The organism is Pseudomonas migulae, assembly GCF_043225285.1.
Taxonomy (GTDB): domain Bacteria; phylum Pseudomonadota; class Gammaproteobacteria; order Pseudomonadales; family Pseudomonadaceae; genus Aquipseudomonas; species Aquipseudomonas migulae_C.
The window spans coordinates 5,665,334-5,685,299 of the sequence record NZ_CP171224.1; the positions used below are offsets into that span (position 1 = coordinate 5,665,334).

16 protein-coding genes are annotated in these 19,966 nt (G+C 61.1%); 3 read left to right on the forward strand and 13 right to left on the reverse strand.

All coding sequences use genetic code 11. The annotated features are described in order from the left end of the window. From ACF6ZU_RS26145 to ACF6ZU_RS26205, 13 genes are all read right to left on the reverse strand, one after another. Positions 1 to 1,503, reverse strand: a complete 1,503-nt coding sequence (locus tag ACF6ZU_RS26145) for an ATPase domain-containing protein (RefSeq protein ID WP_392888345.1) — start codon at positions 1,501 to 1,503, stop codon at positions 1 to 3. 373 nt (positions 1,504 to 1,876) lie between these two features. After that, a complete protein-coding gene (locus ACF6ZU_RS26150) occupies positions 1,877 to 2,932 on the reverse strand; it encodes a tetratricopeptide repeat protein (RefSeq protein WP_392888348.1) in 1,056 nt (351 codons plus the stop codon). Between the two features lie 99 nt (positions 2,933 to 3,031). Then, positions 3,032 to 4,987 carry an acetoacetate--CoA ligase gene (locus ACF6ZU_RS26155; protein ID WP_392888350.1) on the reverse strand — a complete coding sequence of 652 codons (1,956 nt, stop codon included), beginning with the start codon at positions 4,985 to 4,987 and terminating at the stop codon, positions 3,032 to 3,034. Positions 4,988 to 5,107: 120 nt separating this feature from the next. Next, on the reverse strand, positions 5,108 to 5,881 hold the full coding sequence (locus ACF6ZU_RS26160) for a 3-hydroxybutyrate dehydrogenase (RefSeq protein ID WP_392888352.1): 774 nt from the start codon (positions 5,879 to 5,881) through the stop codon (positions 5,108 to 5,110). 7 nt (positions 5,882 to 5,888) lie between these two features. After that, entirely contained in the window at positions 5,889 to 7,280 is a 1,392-nt protein-coding gene (locus ACF6ZU_RS26165) for a GntP family permease (protein WP_392888354.1), read from the reverse strand. A gap of 295 nt (positions 7,281 to 7,575) precedes the next feature. Continuing rightward, positions 7,576 to 8,991: a sigma-54 interaction domain-containing protein gene (locus ACF6ZU_RS26170; protein WP_392888355.1), complete on the reverse strand. Its 1,416-nt coding sequence runs from the start codon at positions 8,989 to 8,991 to the stop codon at positions 7,576 to 7,578. A gap of 150 nt (positions 8,992 to 9,141) precedes the next feature. After that, on the reverse strand, positions 9,142 to 10,713 hold the full coding sequence (locus ACF6ZU_RS26175) for an ABC transporter ATP-binding protein (protein WP_392888357.1): 1,572 nt from the start codon (positions 10,711 to 10,713) through the stop codon (positions 9,142 to 9,144). Between the two features lie 29 nt (positions 10,714 to 10,742). Continuing rightward, entirely contained in the window at positions 10,743 to 11,765 is a 1,023-nt protein-coding gene (locus ACF6ZU_RS26180) for an ABC transporter permease (protein WP_253428624.1), read from the reverse strand. Continuing rightward, complete coding sequence (locus ACF6ZU_RS26185) at positions 11,765 to 12,826, reverse strand: microcin C ABC transporter permease YejB (protein WP_392888360.1); 1,062 nt, start codon at positions 12,824 to 12,826, stop codon at positions 11,765 to 11,767. The genes ACF6ZU_RS26180 and ACF6ZU_RS26185 overlap by 1 nt, the downstream gene beginning before the upstream one ends. Further along, positions 12,826 to 14,694, reverse strand: a complete 1,869-nt coding sequence (locus ACF6ZU_RS26190) for an extracellular solute-binding protein (RefSeq protein ID WP_392888363.1) — start codon at positions 14,692 to 14,694, stop codon at positions 12,826 to 12,828. The genes ACF6ZU_RS26185 and ACF6ZU_RS26190 overlap by 1 nt, the downstream gene beginning before the upstream one ends. A gap of 136 nt (positions 14,695 to 14,830) precedes the next feature. After that, positions 14,831 to 15,112 (reverse strand): peptidylprolyl isomerase, encoded by a 282-nt coding sequence (locus ACF6ZU_RS26195; protein ID WP_008150918.1) that lies wholly within the window; start codon positions 15,110 to 15,112, stop codon positions 14,831 to 14,833. Positions 15,113 to 15,197: 85 nt separating this feature from the next. Beyond that, positions 15,198 to 16,079 (reverse strand): esterase/lipase family protein, encoded by an 882-nt coding sequence (locus ACF6ZU_RS26200; protein ID WP_392888366.1) that lies wholly within the window; start codon positions 16,077 to 16,079, stop codon positions 15,198 to 15,200. Between the two features lie 224 nt (positions 16,080 to 16,303). Next, a complete protein-coding gene (locus ACF6ZU_RS26205) occupies positions 16,304 to 17,377 on the reverse strand; it encodes a 3-deoxy-7-phosphoheptulonate synthase (protein ID WP_392888369.1) in 1,074 nt (357 codons plus the stop codon). Between the two features lie 617 nt (positions 17,378 to 17,994). On the opposite strand from ACF6ZU_RS26205, the gene ACF6ZU_RS26210 reads away from it, so the two are divergent. From ACF6ZU_RS26210 to uvrY, 3 genes are all read left to right on the forward strand, one after another. Beyond that, the gene (locus ACF6ZU_RS26210) at positions 17,995 to 18,753 is read left to right on the forward strand and encodes a carbon-nitrogen hydrolase family protein (protein ID WP_392888371.1); all 759 of its coding nucleotides are present in this window, start codon (positions 17,995 to 17,997) and stop codon (positions 18,751 to 18,753) included. Further along, complete coding sequence (locus ACF6ZU_RS26215; protein ID WP_392888373.1) at positions 18,753 to 19,196, forward strand: GNAT family N-acetyltransferase; 444 nt, start codon at positions 18,753 to 18,755, stop codon at positions 19,194 to 19,196. The genes ACF6ZU_RS26210 and ACF6ZU_RS26215 overlap by 1 nt, the downstream gene beginning before the upstream one ends. A 126-nt stretch (positions 19,197 to 19,322) precedes the next feature. Beyond that, on the forward strand, positions 19,323 to 19,964 hold the full coding sequence (gene uvrY, locus ACF6ZU_RS26220; RefSeq protein ID WP_008015884.1) for a UvrY/SirA/GacA family response regulator transcription factor: 642 nt from the start codon (positions 19,323 to 19,325) through the stop codon (positions 19,962 to 19,964). The last annotated feature ends 2 nt before the right edge of the window (positions 19,965 to 19,966 follow it).

Genomic DNA, 19,966 nt, shown 5'->3' on the forward strand with positions numbered 1-19,966 from the left:
TCACGGGGTGTCGTCCTCGAGCAACGGATTACTCGCGCCCAGGTAAGTCGGTACACCACGTAGAACGCCCTGGAACGCGTCCAGTGGTTCGCCGATGGTCATGCCCTGCGAGCTGATGCGGTATTCGCGAATGGTCGATTCATGGCTGCCGGTACGTTTCTTGATAATGGAGATGGCTCGGCGAACCTTGCCCAATGCTTCGAAGTAGCGCAGCAGGATCACCGTGTCGGCCAGGTAGGTAATGTCCACCGGCGCCTGCATGTCACCGACCAGCCCGTGCTGGGCGACGGTCATGAAAGTCGCGGCGCCGCGGCGGTTGAGGTACAGCAACAGCTCATGCATGTGCAGCACCAGGGCGTTTTCTTCCGGCATCGCGGCCTGGTAGCCGTTGATGCTGTCGATGACCACGGTTTTGATCTGACGCTCATCGACGCAGCGGCGAACCCGGTGCGAGAACTCGCCGGGGGACAGTTCGGCGGCATCCACTTGTTCGATCAGCAGGTTGCCGGTGTCTTGCAGGGCCTGGAGGTCGATGCCCATGTTCTTCATGCGCTCGAACAGCAAACCCAATTCTTCATCGAAAATGAACAGCGCGGCTTTTTCACCACGGGCTACGGCGGCGGCGGCGAAGATCATTGAGATCAGCGATTTGCCGGTGCCGGCCGGACCCAGGATCAGCGTGCTGGAGCCGGTCTCTATACCGCCACCGAGCAATGCATCCATTTCCTTGATGCCGCTGGTCAACTGTCGGCGCACATAGCCGCCGCGGTGTTCGGCGGCCACCAAGCGTGGGAACACATGCACGCCGTCGCCCATGATGGTGAAGTCATGGAAACCGCCGCGGTATTTCTGGCCGCGGTACTTCACCACGCGGATGCGTCGGCGTTCGGCGCCATAGTTGGGGGTCAGTTCTTCGAGGCGGATCACGCCGTGGGCCACGCTGTGCACGGTTTTGTCGAGGGATTCGGTGGTCAGGTCGTCCAGCAGCACTACGGTGGCGTCATAGCGCACGAAGTAATGTTTGATCGCGAGGATCTGCCGGCGATAACGCAGCGAGCTTTGCGCCAACAGACGAATCTCGGACAAGCTGTCGAGCACGACGCGGGTCGGCTTGACCCGCTCGACCACTTCGAAAATCTGTTTGGTGGCTTCGCCCAGTTCAAGGTCCGAGGAATACAGGAGGCTTTGCTGGTGCTCGGCGTTGAGCAGGCTTTCCGGCGGTGTCAGCTCGAAGATGTGGATGTTTTCATCCAGTTCCCAACCGTGGGACAGCGCCCCTTGACGTAACTCGCGCTCGGTTTCGGACAGGGTGATGTACAACGAGCGTTCGCCGGCTCTGGCGCCGGCCAACAGAAAATGCAAAGCAACGGTGGTTTTGCCGGTACCGGGTTCACCCTCCAGTAAAAACACATGACCGCGGGATAATCCACCGGCCAGGATGTCATCCAGACCTTCGATGCCGGTGGCGGCTTTTGCACTGAACAACTCGTTAGATGTAGACAAAAAATGCCCTCTCATGACTAGGGGAAGCGAGGCAGCAGGCCTGAAGTGCCTGAATGGACTGCCTGATCACTTGACCGTTGGCCGTGGCGGGGGTTCCGAGATTTGTATGGCAATCTGATTTTGCGGCGGAGAGGCTCTGAATATTGCACCGTTCAGGCGGGCCTGACGCCGGCAAGCCCAAATAACTGTAGGAGCGAGCCTGCTCGCGAAAAGCGCCCAGAAAACGCGTTCATTCAGACGACCCGCGTCATCGTTGACGTCCATCGCCAGCAAGCTGGCTCCTACAGGATCGAGGTGATCGCTCATCTGACGGTCGACACAAATTGTGTAGGAGCCGGCTTGCTGGCGATAAGGCCGCGAGATCAACGACGCTCTAAAGCCCTTGCTGCAATGCCGGATCATCGGGGTTGAGCTGTTCGAGCTGGGCCAGCAGGATCTGCACGTTCTGCAGTTGGCCGCTTTCTTTCCAATAGTTGATCAACAGCACCCGGGCCTTGCGGTCGGCGGGGTGGCGCTGGACGATTTCCTGCAACTGTTTCTGCGCCGCTTCCAGCTCCTGCTCGCCGTGCAAGGTGGTCGCCAGGTCGTAGCGGTAATCCTTGTTGTCCGGGTCAAGCTCCACGGCTTTGGACAGGCCGAGCAGGGCGAACTCGCTTTGGCCGTGATGCAGCAACCACATCCCCAGGGCGTGTTGCAGGTAAGCGGAGTCAGGTTGGGCTTTCAGCTGTTTGGCCAGCAGCAGTCGGGCTGCTTCGCTCTGGCCCTGCTTGTCCAGCACTTCAATCTGCATCACCAGCGCGGGGAGATTGTCCGGGGCCAGGCGCAAGGTGTGTTCAAGCGCCTGTTGCGCGGCCGTGTACTCGCCGTTGTGCAGGTGCAGCCGCGCCAGTTGGTACTGGTTTTCCGCGCTTTCAGGCGCTTGGGTGAGGAGTTGCTCCCAAGCGTCGATGGCCTGCTGCAGCGGGCCGAAGTACAAACCCAGATCGTCCGGTGACAGCCCCAGCAAGGCGTTCACTGCCGCGAGCCGGACACTTTGCTCGCTGTCATCCAGCAGAGGACCCAGCAACAGACTGCGCTGACCGCTGGGCACCAGACCGCTGATGCTTTTGATGGCAGCGATGCGCACTTCTGGCGCCGGGTGTTGCAGGTCGGCATCCGCCAGTTTCAGGGCCACGGAACTGGGATAGTTGGGCAGTTCCGCATGCAGCCAGACCCGGCGCTTGGGGGAAATGTCGGGACGGCCCAATTGCTGATACAAAACCCGCGCCGCGCCCGGTTGACCGGTCCGCGCCTGGGTCAGGGCTTCGCTGTAGCCGCGCCTGATCGCTTCCGGCACCACGGGCGTCGTACTGCGCAGGAAAAACCAGGCAGCGCCAATGACGAGCAGGACGCAGAGGCTGATGATCAGGTAGCGGCGGGACTGGGGCATGCAGGAATCCGGAGCTGGCAGGCTTTTGCAAGGTTGCCAGCTTCGGTCAGGCCGGGCCGTGAGTCAAACCGGGGTTTGCCAAAAGACGTTCAAACGCCGTCAATCAAGGAGTTCCGGTCGGTCACGGAACTGCTCCAAGGCCTGCGGATTGGCCAGCGCGTCGGTGTTTTTCACCTTTTCACCATGCACCACGTTCCGGACCGCCAACTCGACCACTTTGCCGCTGATGGTCCGTGGAATGTCCGTCACCGCGACAATCCTCGCCGGCACATGCCGTGGCGTGGTGTTGGCGCGGATGACCTGGCGAATCTGCTGTTGCAGCGCATCGTCGAGTTCGACGCCATCGCACAAGCGCACAAACAGCACCACCCGCACGTCATCCTGCCATTGTTGACCGATGGCCACGCTGTCGAGCACCTGCGGGACTTTTTCCACCTGACGGTAGATCTCCGCGGTGCCGATGCGCACGCCGCCGGGGTTGAGCACGGCGTCCGAACGCCCGTGGATCATCATCCCGCCATGCACCAATTGTTCGGCGTAATCACCCTGGGCCCAGACCCCGGGGAATTGGCTGAAGTAGGAAGCGCGCAGCTTTTCCCCGTTCGGGTCGTTCCATAGGCCGATGGGCATCGCCGGAAAGTGCCGGGCGCAGACCAGCTCGCCTTTCTCACCGATCACCGCGGTGCCGGCGTCGTTCCACACCTCGACCGCCATGCCCAGGCTCTTGCCCTGGATTTCGCCGCGACGCACCGGCAGCCACGGGTTGCCGTTGACGAAGCAGGACACGATGTCGGTGCCGCCGGACATCGACGCCAGGCACAGGTCGGCCTTAACGTCGCGGTAGACGTAGTCGTAACTTTGCGGCGACAGCGCCGAGCCGGTGCATAGCAGCGTTTTCAGGCTGCCGAGGTCGTGAGTCTGCCGAGGTTTCACCCCAGCGCTTTCCAGTGTTGCCAGGTACTTCGGACTGGTGCCGAACACGCTGATGCGCTCGTCGTCGATCAGGTCGATCAAGCGCTCGGGGTCGGGATGAAACGGCGAGCCGTCATACAGCACCACGGCGCTGTCCACCGCCAGGGCCGACACCAGCCAGTTCCACATCATCCAGCCGCAGGTGGTGTAGTAAAACAGCCGGTCGGCGGGGCCGAGATCACAATGCAGGCCGTGTTCCTTGACGTGTTGCAGCAGTACGCCGCCCGTGCTGTGGATGATGCATTTAGGCACGCCGGTGGTGCCGCTGGAATAGAGGATGTACAGCGGATGAGCGAAGGGCACGGCGACAAAATCCGGTTCGCCGCCGGGTTCATAGAACCGGTCCCACAGCGTCACGTCGGCGTGGGTGTGAAACTCTTCGGTGCGCGCGTCCGGCCGAGCGTACGGCACGACAATCAACTGTTGCAGCGACGGCAGGCGTTCGAGGATTTCGTTGACCTTGGCGCGCTGATCGATGTCTTTGCCGGCGTAGCGGTAACCGGCGCAGGTCACCAGCACTTTCGGTTCGATCTGGCCAAAACGGTCGATCACCCCTTGGGTGCCGAAGTCCGGCGACGAACACGACCAGATCGCCCCGAGGCTGGTGGTCGCGAGCATGGCCACCAGGGTTTGCCAGGTATTGGGCATGCACGCGGCGACGCGATCACCGAGGCCGACACCGGCGACAATCAGGCTGTTTTGAAAACCGGCGACGTGTTCGGCCAGTTCAGCCCAGGTGAGTTGTTCGCGCTGGCCGTTTTCGCCGATCGCGATTACGGCCACCGCATCGTCACGACGGCGCAGCAGGTGTTCGGCGAAGTTCAGGGTGGCGCCGGGAAACCACTGGGCGCAGGGCATGTGCTCGCCTTCGAGCAGCACCGCATCCGGTTGCGTATGGAAGCGGATGTCGAAGAAATCGACGATGGCTTGCCAGAAATCCGGCCGCTGATCGATGGACCATTGGTGCAGGTCGGCATAGTCCTCGACGTGGAGGTGATGACGCTGATTGATGAAGCGCCGGAAGGCCTCCATGCGGGTCTTGGCGATGCGCTTGGCGTCGGGTTGCCAGAGGATGTCGGACATGGTTTGCCTCTTCTTTTATCTTCGGGTCCAATCGCCAGCAGGCTCGCTCCCACCGTTGACGGCGTTGCAATGTGGGAGCGAGCCTGCTCGCGATGAACGATAACGCGGTCTACCGCCCAATCATTGCGCCAGCCACCCGCCATCAATATTCCACGCCGCACCGCGCACCTGGCTGCCGGCCTCGCTGCACAGGAACAGCACCAGCTCACCCAGCTGCGGCGGCGTCACGAACTCCAGCGACGGCTGCTTCTCGGCCAGCAGATCATGCTGCGCCTGTTGCGGGTCGATCCCGGTGGCGATGCGGTCATCGATCTGCTTCTGCACCAGCGGCGTCAGCACCCAGCCCGGGCAAATGGCGTTACAGGTGACATTGGTGGTAGCGGTTTCCAGGCCGACCACCTTGGTCAGGCCGATCACCCCGTGCTTGGCCGCGACGTAAGCCGCCTTGCCCACCGAGCCGACCTGGCCGTGCACCGAAGCGATGTTGATGACCCGGCCCCAGCCTTTCTGACGCATGCCCGGCAAGCTCAAGCGCGTGCTGTGAAACACCGACGACAGGTTGATCGCGATGATCGAATCCCAGCGCTCCACGGGAAAGTCTTCCAGCGCCGCCACGTGCTGAATGCCGGCGTTATTGACCAGAATGTCCACGCCGCCGAACTCGCGCTCGGCGTAGGCGATCATGTCGGCAATCTGCGCCGGGTCACTGACATCGGCCGGGTGATGGCCGACTTTGCCGCCGTACTGTGCTACCTCGGCGATGACAGCGGAGGCATCGCCGAAACCATTGAGGATCAGGTTGGCGCCGGCCTTGGCCAGACTGAGGGCGATGCCCAGGCCGATGCCGCTGGTGGAACCGGTGACCAGCGCGGTCTTGCCGGAAAGAGTCGTCATGAATACCTCACACAATGCCAGTGGCGTAGAAAGTACCGATCACCACAAAAACCGCCAGGGTCTTGATCAGCGTAATACAGAAAATGTCTTTATAGGCTTCGCGGTGGGTCAGGCCGGTCACCGCCAGCAAGGTGATGACCGCGCCGTTATGCGGCAGGGTGTCCATGCCGCCACTCGCCATCGCAGCCACCCGGTGCAGCACTTCCAGGGGAATGTTGGCGGCATGGGCGGCGGCGATGAAATCATTGGCCATGGCCGCCAGCGCGATGCTCATGCCGCCCGACGCCGAGCCGGTGATGCCGGCCAGCAGGGTCACGGTGATCGCTTCGTTGACCAGCGGATTGGGGATGCTTTTGAGCCAGTCGGCCAGCACCAGGAAACCCGGCAACGAGGCGATCACCGCACCAAAACCATATTCCGACGCGGTGTTCATCGCCGCCAACAGCGCACCGCTGACCGCGCTTTTGCTGCCTTCGGCGAGCTTGCTGCGAATCGCCTGGAAACCGAACACCAGCACCATGATGATGCCGACCAGCAACGCCGCCTGAACCGCCCAGATCGCCGTGAGCTTGGCAATTTCGGTGGTCACCGGCGCAGCCATGCCCGGCAGCGCGAGGCTGTGGGTCTTGCCGTACCACTGGGGAATCCACTGGGTGAACAGCAGGTTCATGATGCCGACGGCCAGCAGCGGCGACAGGGCAATCCACGGGTTTGGCAGCTTGATGTCGGCGGCGGTCTCCGGCTCGTTGCGCAACTCGGTGCCGTAACCTTCACCCGCGCGCAGGGCTTTGTTGCGCTGGCGCTGGAGGAACAGCATGCCGGCGCAGAACACGAAAATCGTGCCGATCACGCCCAGCCACGGTGCCGCCCAGGCGGTGGTGTTGAAGAAGGTGCTGGGGATGATGTTCTGGATTTGCGGGGTGCCAGGCAGGGCGTCCATGGTGAACGAGAACGCGCCGAGGGCGATGGTCGCCGGAATCAGGCGTTTGGGGATGTTGCTCTGGCGGAACATTTCAGCAGCAAACGGGTAGACCGCAAACACCACCACGAACAGCGACACGCCGCCGTAAGTCAGCAGGGCGCAGACCAGCACGATCACCAGCATTGCCTGACGCGTGCCGAGCAGGCGAATCGCTGCGGCCACGATGGAACGCGAAAAGCCCGACAGCTCGATCAGCTTGCCGAACACCGCACCGAGCAGGAACACCGGGAAATACAGTTTGATGAAACCGACCATTTTTTCCATGAACACCCCGGTGAAAGCAGGGGCGACGGCGGATGGGTCGGTGAGCAGGACGGCGCCGAGGGCGGCAATCGGGGCAAAAAGGATAACGCTGTAGCCACGGTAGGCCGCGAGCATCAGCAGCGCGAGGGCTGCCAAGGCAATGATCACACTCATGGTGTGTCTCCTGGATTGTTATTTTTGTGGGGTGAAGCGTGTGGGGAGGGGCTTTAGCGAGAACTGTGCCAATGCGGCAACATGTTGAAATATAAGGATATTTTTTTGGTTTTTGGATGCGGATGTGTAGATTTGTCTCTGTTTTGAGATTTTTGGTGGTTTTGGGGGCGCCATCGCCGGCAAGCCGGCTCCTACAATGGATCGCATGCACGACACAAACCCTGTAGGAGCCGGCTTGCCGGCGATGAGCGCGCAGCGCTCAAAAATACGTCTTCAAACAGAGATCGATGTCTCTTTATGGAGACTCTGCAATCCCCAACGCCACCATTTTCTTGTACAACGTCGACCGCCCCAGCCCCAATCGCGCCGCCGCTTCAACCACCTTGCCCCCACATTGCGTGAGCACCGATTCAATCAACTGCCGGTCAAAACGCTCCCGCGCCTCGCTGAACGTCTCATGGGCCACCGGCTCGATCATCAGCGGCGCCGCACGCTCAACCGGGGTGAAGGTGCCAATCGCCGCACGGATGTCCCCTGCATTGAGCATCAGGTCATCACTGAGCAACGCCGCGCGTTCCAGTACGTTGCGCAGTTCGCGAATGTTCCCCGGCCAGGCGTGTTGACCGAGCAGCGCCAGCGCTTCGTGGTTCAGTTCGTGCTGACTGCGCAGCTCTTCAAGAATGGCTTCACTGAGTGCCGGCAGATCATCGAGACGATCACGCAGCGGCGGCACCTGGATCGGCAGCACGTTGAGGCGGTAATACAGGTCGGCGCGAAACTCACCGCGTTTGATCGCCGCTTCGAGGTCGGTCGAGGTCGCGGCGATCACGCGCACATCGCTCTGGATCACTTCATTGGAACCGACCGGTTCAAATTCCTTCTCCTGTAGTACCCGCAGCAGCTTGCTTTGCAGCGGCAAGGGCATGTCGCCGATTTCATCGAGGAACAGCGTGCCACCCTGGGCGATCTGCAGTTTGCCGACGCGACCCTTGCGATCCGCGCCGGTAAATGCGCCCGGTGCGGTGCCGAAGAACTCCGCTTCCAGCAGCGCTTCGGGAATCGCCGCGCTGTTGATGCTGACGAAGGCCTTGTGAGCGCGGGGTGATGCGCTGTGAATCGCCTGGGCCAACAACTCCTTGCCGGTGCCGGTTTCGCCGAGCAGCAACACCGGCGAATCCGCGCTGGCACTGCGCCGGGCGCGGCGTTTGACTTCGAGGCTGGCCGCGCTGGTGCCGATAAAGTGGGCGAAGTTGTATTTGGTCTGCCGTGCCCGCAGCAGCGAACGAGTGGAGGCGAGTTCTTCCTGCATGCTCATGTAGCGCTTGAGCATCGGCGACAGGCTGCGCAACTCGTCGAACAGGGCAAAGCCGATGGCGCCGATCACCACGCCGGCATCGTCATGAATCGGCAGGCGCATGACCACCAGCGGTTCCTTGGGGGTGTCCTGCATGTCCAGCAGAATCGGCCGGCCGGTACGCACCACCTCGCGCAGCAGGCTGCCGGGGATCACGCTTTCGCAGGCCTTGCCGATCGCCACTTCAGCCGATTCCAGACCGAAACGCCGGGCATAGCGCTCGTTCATCCAGACGATGTTGGCGTCGCGATCGACAATCACCGTGCCTTCACTCGACTGCTCGATGATTTCGAACAGCGAACGGATCGCCAACAGGCGAACGCGCTGGTAATCCTTGAGGCTTTCGGTGGTGTTCATGTTGGCTGATCCTGATTGTGTATTGCTTGGTCCGGCCTCTTCGCGGGCAAGCCCGCTCCCACAGGATTTGGGGATGCCGCCGAATTTGAGCACGACGCAAAAACCTGTGGGAGCGGGCTTGCCCGCGAAGGCCGCGACGCGGTTCTATGCCTACCGCGGATGCGCCGCCGCCAACAGCTCCTTGGTATACGGATGCTGCGGCGATTCAAACACATCGTGGCTGGCGCCGCTTTCCACCACTTTGCCGTCCTTGATCACGATCATGTCATGCGCCAGGGCACGCACCACCGCCAGGTCGTGGCTGATGAACAGGTACGTCAGGCCGTGTTTTTCCTGAAGCTGGCGGAGCAGGGCGACCACTTGTTTTTGCACGGTGCGGTCCAGCGCCGAGGTCGGTTCGTCCAGCAGAATCAGCGCCGGTTTCAGCACCAGCGCCCGGGCAATGGCGATGCGTTGGCGCTGGCCACCGGAGAATTCGTGAGGGTGGCGATGACGGCTTTGCGGGTCGAGGCCGACTTCCTGCAGGGCGCGAATCACTTCGGCCTTGCACTGGTCCTCCGTCAACTGGCTATGCACCTCAAGCCCTTCACTGATGATCTGCGCCACGGACATGCGCGGGCTGAGGCTGCCGAACGGGTCCTGGAACACCACCTGCATTTTCTTGCGCCATGGCCGCAGTTGCTTTTGCGTCAGGCCGTCCAGTGCCTCGCCCTGGAAGCGAATACTGCCTTCGGAATCGAGCAGGCGCAGGATCGCCTGGCCCAGCGTCGACTTGCCCGAGCCAGACTCACCGACTATCCCCAGCGTCTTGCCGCGCTGCACGTTCAGACTGATGCCGTCCACCGCATGCAGGTAGGTTTTGCGCTGGAACAGTCCGCCGCCAAGGGCGAAGCGCACGGACAGGTTGTCCACTTCCAGCACATTCTCGCGTTCATCCCGAGCGAGGGCTTCACCCTCCGGTTCGGCGTTCAGCAGCACGCAGCTGTAAGGATGTTTAGGTTCGGTGAACAACGTCTCGCAAGGCGCCTGCTCGACGATTTCCCCGGCCTTCATCACACACACGCGCTGGGCGATGCTGCGCACCAGATTGAGGTCGTGGCTGATCAGCAGCAGCGACATACCGAGCCGCTGTTGCAAGGACTTGAGCAGCAGCAGGATCTTGCGCTGCACCGTCACGTCCAGCGCGGTGGTCGGTTCGTCGGCGATCAGCAATTCCGGTTCACAAGCCAGGGCCATGGCGATCATCACCCGTTGCCGCTGGCCGCCGGAGAGTTGATGCGGATAGGCCTTGAGCCGCTCCTTGGGTTTCTGGATGCCCACTAGATGCAGCAACTCAAGAATCCGCGCTTGGGCAGGTTTACCGGTCAGGCCTTTGTGCAGCAGCAAGGTTTCGCCGATCTGCTTTTCAATGCTGTGCAGCGGGTTGAGCGAGGTCATCGGCTCTTGAAAGATCATCGCGATCCGGTTGCCGCGCAGCTCCCGCAGCACCTTCGACGAAGCGCCGAGCAGTTCCTTGCCGCGATAGCGGATGCTGCCGGTGGATTGGGTGTCGGTCTCGGGCAGCAGTTGCAGGATCGAGTGCGCGGTCACCGACTTGCCGGAGCCCGACTCGCCGACCAGCGCCAGGCATTCGCCGGGGCGGATGTCCAGGCACAGGTTGCGCACCACGGTCTGGCCGTTGAAGGCCACGTTGAGGTCACGAATTTCAATCAGGTTACTCATATCAACGTCCGCTCAATCAAAATCGTGGGTCAAGACCGGGGATCGAAGGCATCACGCAACGCCTCACCGATAAACACCAGCAGCGAAAGAATCAGTGCCAGGGTGAAAAACGCCGTCAACCCCAGCCACGGCGCCTGCAGGTTCTGCTTGCCCTGGCCGATCAGCTCGCCCAGGGACGCGCTGCCGGCGGGCATGCCGAAGCCGAGGAAATCCAGGGCCGTGAGCGTCGAGATCGCACCGGTCAGAATGAACGGCAGGTAGCTCAGTGTGGCGTTCATCGCGTTGGGCAGAATGTGCCGCACGATGACTTTGCGGTCGGTCAGGCCCAGCGCGCGTGCGGCCTTGACGTATTCCAGGTTGCGCCCCCGCAGGAACTCGGCGCGCACCACGTCCACCAGCGCCAGCCATGAAAACAGCGCCATGATCCCCAGCAGCCACCAGAAATTCGGCTCGACGAAACCCGACAGGATGATCAGCAGGTACAGCACCGGCAATCCCGACCAGACTTCCAGCAAACGCTGGCCGATCAGGTCGACCCAACCGCCGTAATAACCTTGCAGGGCACCGGCGGCGATGCCGATCAGCGCACTGACAAAGGTCAGCATCAACGCAAAGAGAATTGACACCCGGGCGCCGAAAATCACCCGGGCCAACACGTCGCGGGCCTGGTCGTCGGTGCCCAGCCAGTTGACGTTCGACGGCGGGCTCGGCGCCGGTTTGTTGAGGTCGTAGTTGGGCGTGTCGTCGCTGAACGGGATCGGCGGAAACAGCAGCCAACCGCCGTCCTTCTTGATCAGCTTCTGCACATAGTCACTGCGATAGTCGGCCTGGAACGGCAACTGTCCGCCGAATTCCTGTTCGGTGTAGCGCTTGAACACCGGGAAGTACAACGAGCCCTGATAGCTGACCACCAGTGGTTTGTCATTGGCGATCAGTTCGCCGCCGAGACTCAGCAGGAACAGGCCGATGAACAGCCACAGCGACCACCAGCCACGGCGGTTTTTCTTGAAACGCTCGAAACGACGACGCGCCAACGGCGAAAGCTTGAACATCAGGCGTTCCTCGCGACGAAGTCGATGCGCGGGTCGACCAGCGTGTAGCACAGGTCGCCCACCAGTTTTATCAGCAGGCCGAACAGCGTGAAGATGAACAGCGAGCCGAACACCACCGGGTAGTCACGGGACACCGCGGCTTCGTAACTCATGCGGCCCAGGCCGTCGAGGGAGAAGATCACCTCGATCAGCAGCGAGCCGGCGAAAAACACGCTGATAAATGCCTGGGGAATACCCGACACCACCAACAGCATGGCGTTGCGGAACACGTGGCCGTACAGCACGCGGCGTTCGCTCATGCCTTTGGCGCGGGCGGTGACCACGTACTGCCGGGTGATTTCATTGAGGAAGGAGTTCTTGGTCAGGATGGTCAGCGTGGCGAAGCCGCCGATCACCAGCGCCGTCACCGGCAATACCAGGTGCCAGAAATAATCGGCGATCTTGCCGACGGTGGACAGCGAGTCGAAGTTGTCCGAGACCAGGCCGCGCACCGGGAACCAGTTCAGCGACGTGCCGCCGGCGAACACCACGATCAGGAACATCGCGAACAGGAACGCCGGCATCGCATAGCCGATGATAATCGCGGTGCTGCTCCAGATATCGAAGTGACTGCCATGGTGCACGGCTTTGCGGATGCCCAGCGGTATCGACACCAGATAGGTAATCAGCGTCGCCCAGAGCCCGAGGGAAATGGTCACCGGCATCTTTTCCAGGATCAGGTCGGTGACCGTGGCACCGCGGAAAAAGCTTTTACCGAAGTCCAGCCGCGCGTAACTGGTGAGCATCAGCCACAGGCGTTCGTGGGCCGGCTTGTCGAAGCCGTACTGTTTTTCGATTTCCTTGATCAGCTGCGGGTCGAGGCCACGACTGGCCCGTGAACTGCCGCTCATGACTTCGCTGGAACCGCCGCCGACACTGGCGCCGCCGATGCCTTGCAAATGGGCGATCGCCTGTTCCACCGGGCCACCCGGCGCGGCCTGGACGATGACGAAGTTGACCAGAAGAATGATCACCAGCGTCGGAATGATCAGCAGCAGGCGCCGCAGAATGTAAGCCCACATCAGCGCGGCCCTCCGGGTCTGCCGCGCTTGATCAGCTCGGCGGTCATCTGCTGGTTGGTCAGCGGCGTGGTGCTCACTTCCCACCAGCTTTCGATGGCTTCGTCATTGGCGGCTTGCACGCTGGGAATGCCGAAGCGGTTCCACCACACGGTCGAACTGCCCGGCGGGTAATAGTTGGGAATCCAGTAGTAGTTCCATTGCAGCACCCGGTCCAGGGCATGGGCGTAGCGCAACATGTCCGCCTGGGTGGTGGCGCGAACCAGGCCATTGACCAGCGTATCGACCGCCGGGTTCTTCAGCACCATGTAGTTGTTCGAGCCCGGATCGTTGGCCGCCGCCGAACCGAAATAGTTGTTCAGTTCGTTGCCCGGCGAGGTCGTGACCGGGTAACCCGTGACGATCATGTCGTAATCCCGCGACATCAGGCGATTGACGTACTGCGAGGAGTCGATGCGGCGAATGTTCAGGTCGATGCCGATCTGCTTCAGCGTGCGTTTGTACGGCAGGAGCAAACGGTCCATACCGTTCTGGCTGACCAGGAACGTGAAGCTCAGCGGCTTGCCGTCGGCATTCACCAGTTGATCGCCGTCGGGTTTCCATCCGGCCTGCTCCAGCAAGTCCAGCGCCTGCAGTTGCTTGTCACGGATCACGCCGCTGCCATCGGTTTTCGGTGCTTCGAAGACTTTGGTGAACACCTCGTCCGGGATCTGGCCGCGCAAGGGTTCGAGAATCGCCAACTCGCCGGCGTCGGGCAGGCTGCGGGCAGCCAGGTCGGTGTTGGAGAAGAAGCTCTGCTGACGAATGTAGAGGTTGCGCATCATCTGCCGGTTGCTCCATTCGAAGTCCCAGAGCATGACCAGCGCCTGGCGCACGCGGCGATCCTGGAACAACGGATTTTGCAGGTTGAACACGAAGCCTTGCGCCGACTGCGGCGCGTTCTGCGCCAGATGCGCCTTTTGCAGGCGACCGTCACTGAGGGCCGGGCTGTCATAACCGATGGAATAGCCGGTGGCGGAGAATTCGCGGTTGTAGTCGTAGGCGCCGCCGCGCAAGACCTGGCGCGCCACGTCGGTATCGCCAAAGTACTCGATGCTGAAGCGGTCGAAATTGTACAGGCCTCGGCTGACCGGCAAATCCTTGCCCCACCAGTCGGGGTTGCGCTCGAAGGTGATGCTGCGCCCGGAGTCGACCTTGCTCACTTTATAAGGGCCGCTGCCCAGAGGCGGCTCGTAACCACCGCCGCCAGCGAAGTCGCGGGTCTTCCACCAGTGCTCGGGAAACACCGGCAAGGTTGCAATGTCGAGGGGCAGGGTGCGGTTCTCGTTGCTCTTGAAGTCGAAACGCACCGTCAGCGGGGATTCCACTTCGACGCCTTTGACGTCGGCGAACTGGGTGCGATAACGCAGGCTGCCCTGGGTCATCAGCAGGTCGAAGGTGTATCGCACGTCTTCGGCAGTGATGGGCTTGCCATCGGCAAAACGGGCCTTGGGGTTGAGATAGAAACGCAGCGACAGACCGTCGTCCGAACGCTCCATCTTCTGCGCCACCAGGCCGTACACGGTGTAAGGCTCATCCAGCGAACGCTGGGCCAGCGGCGAATAGATCAAACCGTCGATCTGCGTCACGCCGATGCCTTTGTCTATATAAGGCAGGACATGATCGAAGTGGCCGATCTCGATCGCCGATCGGCGCATGGTCCCACCCTTGGGGGCTTGCGGGTTGGTGTAGGCAAAGTGACTGAAGCCGGCAGGGTATTTCGCCGGTTCGCCGTAGACCGTCAGCGCGTGTTGCGGTGCCGCGTTCACACCGGCGGCGCCCAACAACAGGGCCACGGCAGTGAACAACAAAGTAGGGAAAGCCAGTCGCATTGTCAGCCTTAGAGCCGGGTGGTCGATAACCGCAATTTGTACGCTAGCGGCGCGTCCCTCGCCAGCCGTATCACGCATCCGAAACACGACGGCCCACCAAAAGGCGGGCCGTTGTGTGCATAGCTTCGCGAATGGATCAGTCCTGACGACTGGTCACTTCCAGCAAATGGTAACCAAACTGGGTTTTCACCGGCCCTTGCACGACGTTGATCGGTGCGCTGAATACCACGGTGTCGAACTCCTTGACCATCTGGCCTGGACCGAACGAACCCAGGTCGCCGCCCTGACGGCTGGACGGGCAGGTGGAGTTGGCTTTGGCAACTTCGGCGAAATCGGCGCCGCCTTCGATCTGGGCCTTGAGTTCGTTGCACTTGGCTTCGCTGGCAACCAGGATGTGACGGGCAGTGGCTTTGGCCATGGAAAAATACTCCTTTGAATGTTCTGTAAAGTGCTGAGCCTACCGGATTCAGTGGCTCATTTCTTCTCTAAGTTCCTTCCAGTGCTTACAAACCGGCCTTGCGCAGGCGTTCGGCGTGCTGGACGTACAGGCTTATCGGGTCGATGCCTTTGCGAACCCGGCCAGCTGTCTGGTTGATGCTGTCCAGATGATCCAGAGGATAGTCGGAGCGGATCACTTTGCCCAAATGGGAGCTGAAGCGCCCGACCATGCCGTCGTTCTGCTCGGCTTCAGTGGCGAAATAGCGGGAAAACGCTCGGGAAAACCCGTGCAGCGGATCGAGTGCATTGATGCCTTCGTCCAGAAGGTTTCCCTGCAACGTGCCGCTCCAGGAGTAGTAACGAACCCCGTTGACCAGTTCGCGGCCCTTGCCGCCCCAGGTTTTTGGCAGGCCTTGGGGGTACTTTTCATTAAAAGCGTAAACGCCCTTGGTGGTCAGCGCATCGAGTGCGGCGATGGCATTTTGTGGCAAACCGGGATGGCCGCTGAGCAACGACAGAAAATCGGCAAACAATGTGGCAACCGTCTCGGCCGCCTTTTCCGGGAGGCGACCTGGGGTCAGTGCCTTGCGCAGGAAATCGGCCAGTTCCGAGCCATGGTTCGGTCCGCTGACGGAGGTTACCGACGCAATGATCTCTGGCGTTGTCGCGGCCGCGTAACGTGCAGCCAGGGCTCCCTGGCTGTGTCCGATCAGATTGACCTTTTCCGCACCGGTGCCCTCCAGCACCCGTTCGATCTGTGCCAGAAGCTGTTCACCCCGTGCTTCGTTGGTGTGGGTAGCGGACAGTTGAGGTATGAACACCCTGGCACCGTTGCTGCGCAGTGCTTGCCTGATGTCATCGAAGAGTCCAAAGGGGCCGATTCGCTCGAAACCGAACAGGCCGTGAACCAGCAGGATGGGATAGAGAGTGCTTGCATTCCGTTGCATGTTCGTACCTTTTCGCGGGAGTTCATGAATGTGGCGAGCCCACTCTAAAACACTCCGGCGCCCGGGCGATGTATGAAAAAGCCGCTGTAAATGGGCGAAAACGGAATAGAAAAAGTATGAATATGCGAATCAGCAGGAGGCCTTTTTCGGAATGTCCGGCCATCCTTTGATCGGAGGTAGCGCAGAGTCCTGCAATGGCCTACCTCCTGGACGTCATTTACCTTTCAACTCCGCGCCGCTCGCAACTGCTCAGCCGCCTGACGCAACAACACCTCGGTCCCGTCCCACCCCAGGCAACCATCCGTTACCGAAACCCCATACCGCAGCGTCGGACTCAACGGCTGGCAACCCTCGAACAAATGACTCTCGATCATCATGCCGATCAACGAATGGTCACCTTGCAAACGCTGCTCAAGCACGTCGTTGAACACGGCCGGTTGACGCAGCGGGTCCTTGCCGCTGTTGGCGTGGCTGCAATCGACCATGATCCGCGTCGGGATTTTCAGTTTCGCCAAATCACTGTTCACCCGGGCAACGCTGTCGCGGTCGTAGTTCGGTCCGCGATGTCCGCCGCGCAGGACCAGGTGGGTATCGGGATTGCCTGGCGTCTGGATGATCGCCGGATGCCCCTGGCTGTCGACACCGAAATGCCGGTGCGGATGGGCGGCTGAGCGCATGGCGTCGCTGGCCACACCAACACCGCCGTCGGTGCCGTTCTTGAAACCGACCGGCATGTTCAGGCCGCTGGCCATTTCCCGGTGGATCTGCGATTCGGTGGTGCGAGCGCCGATTGCAACCCAGCTGAGCAGGTCGTCGAAGTAGCCGGCGGCCATCGGTTGCAACAGTTCGGTGGCGACCGGCAAGCCCAGTTCGAGCATCTCGCGCATCAGTTCACGGGACAGGGTCAGGCCGCCGGCCATGTCATCGCTGCCATCCAGGTGCGGATCGTAGGCGAGGCCTTTCCAGCCGACCGTGGTACGGGGCTTTTCGACGTAGGCACGCATCACCAGCAGCATTTCATCGCTGACTTCAGCGGCGAGGCGGGCGAGGTTGCCGGCGTATTCGAGGGCGGATTGGGGGTCGTGAATCGAGCAAGGCCCGACGATCACCAGCAAACGGGAGTCTTCACCGTTGAGGATCGCGCGGACGGCGTCGCGATGGGCGGCGACCTGGCGGGTCAGGGCGTTCGTGAGGGGCAATTGCTGTTTGAGTTGCAACGAGCTGGGCAGACGCAGGGTCAGCGCTTCGTTGGCAGGGCTCAGGGTGGACAGCGGCAGAGCAGAGACGGACGAGTTCATATTCAAGCTTCCTGGGCGGATGGCGGGTTCGTTCCCGCGCGCTCGGCCCTACTGGGGTGTTCGACAATTGGCCGGATTGGCTTCGAGTGTGTGCTTGCCACCAGTGGGTGACCGATCGGAGGCGGCAGGCTGTCCCGAGCGGAGGCTGCTAAATCGCCAGGCGGTAAAACGGTCGTAACGGTAATAAGTGGCGTAGTTCATGTCGTGAATCCTCAAGTTGTCCGGTGTGTTGCTGAAAAATGGGAGGGCTGAAAAAACAAAACCCCCGGTCGGGAAGCCGACCGGGGGTTGAGAAATCTCTGGTGGCGACCCGTTTAAAGTGGGCGCCGTGTGGGTATCAGGCGCGCCAGTGGCTAAACCAATACCCAAAATAAAAGCTGACCGGAGCACAAACACTGTTCGCCCGGGCAGCCGCAACCGAGCGCGGGGCGCTGGCGGTACGAAGCTGTGAGAGGGCGTTGAACATGGTCTGTCTCCGATGAATGCGCCGAGCTTACTAGAGGCCGGTACGCGGATTCAATCAGAAATTGCTATCGATGGCCGACAGCGATTTCTATCGCTTGAGTGCGACGAAGGTTGTGACACACTCCGGCCTCAATCAACAACAGGGACGAAACATGACGCCACTGACCATCGCCGCTGCTCAATCGATCTCCATCGCCGGTGATCTGGCCGCCAATATTGCCTGGCATCAATGCTTCATGCGGGTGGCGGCGGAGCAGGGTGTGCAGTTGCTGGTGTTTCCTGAACTGTCGCTGACCGGTTACGAGCGCGGGTTGGCGGCTGAATTGGCGATTGCGCCAGAAGCCGCCGTATTGCAGCCGTTGCGGGATTTCGCACGGGAAGTTGGCGTGACGACGGTAGTCGGTATGCCGATACGCTTGTCAGAGGATTCGCCGGTGCTGATCGGGGCGCTGGTGTTGGGCGTCGACGGATCGCTCGGGGTCTACAGCAAGCAGCACCTGCATCCGGGGGAGGAGGTGGCGTTTGCACCGGGAACCGGCGGCTCGACCCTGACGATCAGCGACGATACGGTCGCCTTGGCGGTGTGCGCCGATTTTTCCCACGCCAGCCATGCCGCCGCAGCGGCAGGACAGGGCGCTGATCTGTACGCCGCGGGCGTGTTGATCACGGAAAACGGCTACGCCCCGGACACCGCATTATTGCAGGGCTATGCCGTCACCCACTCGATGGCGGTGCTGATGGCCAACCATGGCGGTGCGACGGGGGGCTGGGAGTCTGCAGGGCGCAGCGCTATCTGGGCGTCGGGCGGTTCGCTGATCGCTGCCGCACCGGGTATTGGCAATCTGCTGGTCATTGCTCGCCGCGATGCCGACGGCTGGACGGGGCAAACAGTCGCCGTCGCGGAGGTCTGATGGGGTTCGAATTACGCCTGGCGACGGCGCAGGACCTCGACTTCGCGCGGGATCTGACCTGTAAGACCATGTTGCGCTACTACATTCAGCACGATTTGCTGTGGCAGGACGAAGCGTTCGATGTCGCCTGGGCCGGACACGAAAGCTGGATGATTGTTCGCGATGATGTTCGGCTGGGTTATTTCAGCCTGAGCCGGGACGCCAGGGCCTTGTATATCCGCGAATTGCACGTGCTTGAAGCATTTCAGGGGCAGGGCGCCGGTTCCTGGGCGATCGATCAGGTATTGGCGATGACGAGCAAGGAGCGGCGACCGGCCTTGCGTTTGACGGTTTTTGAAAATAATCCGGCGAAAGCGCTGTATGAAAGAAAGGGCCTGAAGGTGGTCGGCGCCGACGAGTGTTTCCTCAGAATGCAGCGCGATGTCGAGGCCTCGTATCGCTGAAACACGCTCAAGACAAGCCTTTCAAGATGTATTGAAACTTTTTATATGACGCTTGCCGCTAGGTCTGCCAGTTGCTTTTTGCTAAGGTGTCGGCAACTCAATAAGACCATATCGCGAGGTGTCTGCTTGATTAGGGTGCTGGTGGTCGACGACCATGATCTCGTTCGTACAGGCATTACACGAATGTTGGCTGACATCGATGGCCTGCAAGTGGTCGGCCAGGCTGAGTCCGGGGAGGAATCCCTGCTCAAGGCGCGTGAGTTGAAACCCGATGTGGTGTTGATGGACGTCAAGATGCCCGGTATCGGTGGGCTTGAGGCCACTCGCAAACTGTTGCGCAGTCATCCCGACATCAAGGTGGTCGCGGTCACCGTGTGCGAGGAAGACCCGTTCCCTACGCGGTTGTTGCAAGCCGGTGCGGCGGGTTACCTGACCAAGGGCGCCGGGCTGCCGGAAATGGTCCAGGCCATCCGCCTCGTGTTTGCCGGGCAACGCTACATCAGCCCGCAGATTGCCCAGCAACTGGCGATCAAATCCTTTCAGCCGACCAATGACTCGCCGTTCGACGCCCTGTCGGAACGGGAAATCCAGATTGCGCTGATGATTGTCGGCTGCCAGAAGGTGCAGATCATTTCCGACAAGTTGTGCCTGTCGCCCAAAACCGTGAACACCTACCGTTACCGAATTTTCGAAAAGCTTTCGATCAGCAGCGATGTCGAGTTGACGCTGTTGGCGGTTCGTCACGGCATGGTTGATGCCAGCCTCTGAAA